The following is a 6,130-nucleotide window of genomic DNA, read 5'->3' as shown; positions in this document are numbered from 1 at the left end:
CTCCAGGGGTTGGCTGACCCCATGAAAAAGATGGGGTCCGAAGCGCCTTTGCGTGTCTGTAAATGTCCTGCGGAGGACTGCCGGAACCCTGTTGGCAAGTGATCATAGATTGCAATGATCGATCCGACCCCGGCGGCAGGTTTACACAGGATCTAGCGTTGACACACCGGGGGACCCCCCATAGCTTGGGTTCGCCGGTTGCTCGCCCCCCATCACGGGGGGTGCGTTCCTGGACCCTGGAGGCGGCAGTGGTTTTCTTGCGAAACACCCACTTCCGCCGTACACCCAACTACATGTCGGGTCGCTGTAGTCAGACCCTCGGGTCCTGATCGGAAAGCAGTCCCTCCCAGTCATCTCCGAAGCCGTCACCCACAGGGTCAGTCCGCCCTGATGGCTACGCCATTGCCTTGCCCGGAAGTGAGACGCCCGTGACCGTCCAGACGCCCTTCAAGCCGAACGCCGTCGCCTCGCCGCCCCCTGACTCCGCCACCGTGGCGCCCGCCACGCAGGCCTCGTCGGCTCCCGGTGACTTCGCCACCACCATGCGGGTGAAGAAGCGCAACGGCACGGCGGAGCCGGTGGACCTCAACAAGATCGTCCGCGCGGTGGGCAAGTCGTGCGTGGGCCTGTCGCGCGTGGACGTGATGCGCGTGGCCACCAAGACCATCAGCGGCCTGTACGACGGCGCCACCACGCGGGAACTGGACAGCCTGTCCATCCAGACCGCCGCGGCCCTCATCGTCGAAGAGCCCGAGTACGCCCGGCTCTCCGCGCGCCTGCTGTCCACCTTCATCCAGAAGGAGGTCAGCAACCAGGACATCCAGTCCTTCAGCCAGTCCGTCGCCGCCGGCCACAAGCACGGCCTCATCGCGGACCGCCTGCTCACCTTCGTCCAGGCCAACGCGCGCAAGCTCAACGCCGCCATCGACCCGGTCCGCAACGACCTGTTCGAGTACTTCGGCCTGCGCACCGTCTACGACCGCTACCTCCTCAAGAACCCGCAGACGCGCGAAGTCATCGAGACGCCGCAGGACTTCTTCCTGCGCGTGGCCTGCGCCCTGTCCGGCGACAACGCGCGCGAGGCCATCGAGCTCTACCGCCTGTTCAGCTCGCTGGAGTACCTCCCCAGCTCCCCCACCCTGTTCAACTCCGGCACGCGCCACGAGCAGCTCTCCAGCTGCTTCCTCCTGGACTCGCCCGCGGACGAGCTGGACGCCATCTACAAGAAGTACTCGGACATCGCGATGCTGTCGAAGTTCAGCGGCGGCATCGGCGTGGCGTACCACCGCGTGCGCGCGCGCGGTTCTCTCATCAAGTCCACCAACGGCCACTCCAACGGCATCGTCCCGTGGCTCAAGACGCTGGACGCGTCCGTGGCGGCGGTGAACCAGGGCGGCAAGCGCAAGGGCGCGTGCTGCGTGTACCTGGAGACGTGGCACGCGGACATCGAGGACTTCCTCGAGCTGCGCGACAACACCGGTGACGAGGCCCGCCGCGCCCACAACCTCAACCTGGCCAACTGGGTGCCGGACCTCTTCATGCGCCGCGTGGAGGCGGACCAGGAGTGGAGCCTCTTCGATCCGAAGACGACCCCGCACCTCACCGACCTCTTCGGTGACGCCTTCGAGAAGGCCTACGTCGCGGCCGAAGCGCAGGGCCAGGCCGTGCGCAAGGTGAAGGCGCGCGACCTGTACGCGCGGATGATGAAGGTGCTGGCCCAGACGGGCAACGGCTGGATGACCTTCAAGGACATCTGCAACCGCAAGAGCAACCAGACCGGCCAGCCGGGCAACGTCATCCACCTGTCCAACCTCTGCACCGAAATCCTGGAGGTCACGAGCCAGGGTGAGACGGCGGTGTGCAACCTGGGCTCGCTCAACCTGGGCCGCATGGTGAAGGACGGGAAGTTCGACTTCGACCTGCTGCGCTCCAACGCGATGCTCGCGCTCAAGCAGTTGGACCGCGTCATCGACCTCAACTACTACCCCATCCCCACCGCCGCGGACTCCAACCGCCGCTGGCGCCCGGTGGGCCTGGGCCTGATGGGCCTCCAGGACGTCTTCTTCCAGCTGCGCCTGCCCTTCGACTCCGTCGAGGCGCGCAACCTGTCCAAGAAGATCTCGGAAGAGATCTACTACGCGGCGCTCGTCACCTCCTCCGACCTGGCGGAGCAGTTCGGCGCGCACCCGGCCTTCCCGGAGACGCGCGCGGCCAAGGGCGAGCTGCAGTTCGACAGCTGGGGCATCGTCCCCGAGGACACGCTGCGCTGGGACGCGCTGCGCTCGCGCATCATGAAGGTGGGCCTGCGCAACTCGCTGATGATCGCCATCGCGCCCACGGCCACCATCGCGTCCATCGCCGGCTGCTACGAGTGCATCGAGCCGCAGGTGTCCAACCTCTTCAAGCGCGAGACCCTGTCCGGTGACTTCCTCCAGGTGAACCGCTACCTGGTGCGCGACCTGCAGCAGCTGGGGCTCTGGAACGAGAACACCCGCAACCGCATCAAGCTGGCCGAAGGCAGCGTGCAGGACCTCACGGAGCTTCCGGAGGAGCTGCGCGCCCTCTACCGCACCGCGTGGGAGGTCCCCATGCGCTCGCTGCTGGACATGGGCGCGGACCGCGGCGCCTTCATCGACCAGAGCCAGTCGCTCAACCTCTTCGTGGAGACGCCCAACATCGGGAAGCTGTCCTCGATGTACTTCTACGCGTGGCAGAAGGGGCTCAAGACGACGTACTACCTGCGCTCGCGCCCGGCGACCCGCATCGCCAAGGCCACCGTGGGCCAGGGCGGCCCGACGATTGCCGCAGCCCCCACGCCCGCGCCGCAGACGGTGACCGCGGAAGCGGAAGCGGTGGCGTGCTCGCTGGAAAACCCCGAGGCGTGCGAGGCGTGCCAGTAGCCCTGGCCCGTCCCCACCCCACCCGTCCTTCGTTTCGTAAGGGAGTACCGAAGAAATGCTGCTCGATCCGGGAATGAACCTGACGCTGCGCCCCATGGCGTATCCCGTCTTCTTCGAGATGTACCGCAACGCCATCAAGAACACCTGGACGGTGGAGGAGGTGGACTTCTCCACGGACCTGGTGGACCTGCGCTCGAAGATGACGGACGCGGAGCGTCACCTCATCCACCGGCTGGTGGCCTTCTTCGCCACGGGCGACTCCATCGTCGGCAACAACCTGGTGCTCAACCTCTACAAGCACCTGAACGCGCCCGAAGCGCGCATGTACCTGTCCCGGCAGCTGTACGAGGAGGCCCTGCACGTCCAGTTCTACCTGACGCTGCTGGACACCTACGTGCCGGACCCGGCCGAGCGCGCCAAGGCCTTCGCGGCGGTGGACAACATCCCGTCCATCCAGCGCAAGGCGCGCTTCTGCATGAAGTGGATGGACAGCATCCAGGCGCTGGATCAGGTCCGCTCCAAGTCGGACCGCCGCCAGTTCCTGCTCAACCTCATCTGCTTCGCGGGCTGCATCGAAGGCCTCTTCTTCTTCGCGGCCTTCGCGTACGTGTACTTCCTGCGCAGCAAGGGGCTGCTCAACGGCCTGGCCGCGGGCACCAACTGGGTGTTCCGCGACGAGTCCACCCACATGGCCTTCGCCTTCGAGGCCATCAAGACGGCGCGCAAGGAGGAGCCGGACCTCTTCGACGCGAGCCTGGAGAAGGACGTCGTGCAGATGATGCGCGACGCGGTGGAGTGCGAGACGCAGTTCGCCCAGGACCTGCTGAGCGGCGGCGTGATGGGCCTGTCGGTGCAGGAGATGCGTGGCTACCTGGAGTACGTGGCCGACCAGCGCCTCCAGATGCTGGGCATGGCCCCCATCTTCCACACCAAGAACCCGCTGCACTTCATGGACCTGCAGGACGTGCAGGAGCTCACCAACTTCTTCGAGCGCCGCGTGTCCTCCTACCAGGTGGGCGTGGGCGTGGGCGCCGCCAACGACGTCGTCTTCGACGCCGCCTTCTAGAACTCAAAGAGTAGCAGTCAAAGGCAGCGCCACGACCAGTCGTGGCGCTGCCTTTTTCTATCCAATCTAACCCCAACAGCCTCACAAGCCGCAACAACACCAATCCCAAACCTAGAACATTCCCACCAACACTCCTTGAGGACCCATGATTGTACTTGAGCCAGTCGTAACCCTTGAGAAGCTAGGCGAACTACTAAACGAGCAGTGCGAATCCGAATGCCTCGACTACAAATCCACTTGCGATCTGAACGACACGAGAAGTCTAGTCGAAATTGCCAAAGACGTCGGCGCGATGTCGATAACTGGGGGCTTCATCGTCATCGGCGCGACCGATCAAGGCACTCCATCTGGAACGTTCAGTGAAGACAAGGCTCGTCTATTCGACGAGGCCACCCTTCGAGCAAAATTGCAGAAATACATTCCAGATCCGATTGACCTCCGATGCGCCACGCACCGCATCAATGACAGTTGGATAACGCTGGTGCACGTCGCACCCCGGCAAGATGGGTTTTGCATCTTCAAGGCTGACGGCAACTACTCTGAGAGCGGAAGAACCAAGACCGCCTTTTATGCGGGCCAAATCTATGCACGCCACGGCTCGTCAAGTGAAAACTGGGGACAAGCCGATATCCAGAGGGTCATCGCAAACATCGTAGCCCTAAAAAAAGCAGAATGGCGCGTTGAACTCCGGAATGAGCTATCAACACTTGGCGTTGCCGTTTCTGCACAAAACCTAGCTCGCGGTCCAGTTGCGGCATTGAACTGGAAAATCGACACAGAAGCGTTCATCGCCACCGTGACCGAGCAACTCCGCGACAACGACACCATCCCGATCAAATCACTTCTCCAAAGAGCACAAAGAGATGTCCGCGAAATCCTGGAGGGACAAGAGCCCGAGAGCGAATTGACGACACTTCTCGACCGATTCGCGTGCCTTGCCGCGACGTTCATCAATCTCGAGGAGAAGCTTTGGACTCCCCGCTCAATCAAAGTACTTTCTTCTATTTACGCAATCGGCTTTGATGAGCCAGGGAACGAAATTCGGCATCCCATCCCTGGGCATAGGATCTGGGTTTCTATCATCGAACGCGTTATGGCGCTTGGCGCGCTTGCGGTTCGGGCAGAAGACTGGGAGTCAGTCAAGCTCTTGGCGACCACCTCTCCCCCGAATAAGGGCAATGCGTCGTTCTATCCCAGTTGGGTGCGACATGGCCTCACGATGGGATATCGACAGAATGCATTCTCCAGAGCCAGTGACGATCGCACTGCCACCGTTTCACCAATCAATCTTGCCCGGAACCTCATACGCACAGAGGCTTGCTTCCGGCCTGATCTACCAAGCGAAGACGAAGGCATTCTAACCAGCCTTTGCCAATTCGACACTCTTGGGGCAATCAGCACTGCTGCCGCATCAGGAAAAGTCGACACAAACATCTGGTATCCATGTGCCAGTCACTTCAGAACAGACCGCTCTGAGCCCATAGTGGAAAGACTGCTCTCCGACAAGGCAATGCGCAGCATAATTGCTCCCTGCTCAGATGACGATCTCGCCATTATCCTTGACTGGATCGACAGGGCTTCAACCAAAGAAGGCTTTAACTATTTCGGCTGGGATGGATTCTCCAGCAAGCCAATCAGAAGCTTTATTGATTCCAGAGTCGATCGTTAGGCCTAAGGCCGTGCCATGCGACGAGCGAGGCACGGCCTTCGTGCATCCCCAACTCAGACAGGACGTTCGATGTCACGCCGGCCGGTCACGCGCTCGCGGCGCTCCTCGTCCAGGGCCTGCTCCGCTCTCGCGGCCGTAATCTGCACCGCCGGCCGGGCCACCAGCCGGTACACCGCGGACGCGAAGGCCGCGCCCAGCAGCGGCGCGACGATGAACAGCCACAGCTGGCGCAGGGCGTCCCCTCCGGCGAACAGCGCCGGGCCCAGGCTTCGCGCCGGGTTCACCGATGTATTGGTGATGGGGATGCCCACCAGGTGGATGAGCGTCAGCACCAGGCCAATGGCCAGGCCCGCGAAGCCCACCGGCGCGCGCGAGTCCGTGGCCCCCAGCACCGTCAGCACCAGCAGGAAGGTGAGCGCCACCTCCGTGAGGAAGGCCGCCCCGCCGCCGTAGCCCTCCGGGGACGCCGCCCCGTAGCCGTTGCTGCCCAGCCCC

At 63.1% G+C, this 6,130-nt stretch carries 4 protein-coding genes; 3 read left to right on the top strand and 1 reads right to left on the bottom strand.

The window, feature by feature from the left end:
• The first annotated feature begins 542 nt into the window (after positions 1-542).
• The 3 genes from D7X55_RS34080 to D7X55_RS34070 all read left to right on the top strand — a co-directional run bounded on the left by D7X55_RS34080 (position 543) and on the right by D7X55_RS34070 (position 5,635).
• Complete coding sequence (locus D7X55_RS34080; RefSeq protein ID WP_120552987.1) at positions 543-2,900, top strand: ribonucleoside-diphosphate reductase subunit alpha; 2,358 nt, start codon at positions 543-545, stop codon at positions 2,898-2,900.
• A gap of 55 nt (positions 2,901-2,955) precedes the next feature.
• Positions 2,956-3,966, top strand: a complete 1,011-nt coding sequence (locus D7X55_RS34075) for a ribonucleotide-diphosphate reductase subunit beta (RefSeq protein WP_120552986.1) — start codon at positions 2,956-2,958, stop codon at positions 3,964-3,966.
• 145 nt (positions 3,967-4,111) lie between these two features.
• The gene (locus tag D7X55_RS34070) at positions 4,112-5,635 is read left to right on the top strand and encodes a helix-turn-helix domain-containing protein (protein ID WP_121725234.1); all 1,524 of its coding nucleotides are present in this window, start codon (positions 4,112-4,114) and stop codon (positions 5,633-5,635) included.
• A 53-nt stretch (positions 5,636-5,688) separates the two neighbouring features.
• Here D7X55_RS34070 and D7X55_RS34065 read toward each other — a convergent pair.
• On the bottom strand, positions 5,689-6,130 hold a 442-nt coding region (locus tag D7X55_RS34065), incomplete at its 5' end, for an aquaporin (protein WP_199747281.1).

The organism is Corallococcus sp. AB049A, from assembly GCF_003668885.1.
GTDB lineage: Bacteria > Myxococcota > Myxococcia > Myxococcales > Myxococcaceae > Corallococcus > Corallococcus interemptor.
This window is presented reverse-complemented; position numbering and strand designations above follow the sequence as displayed.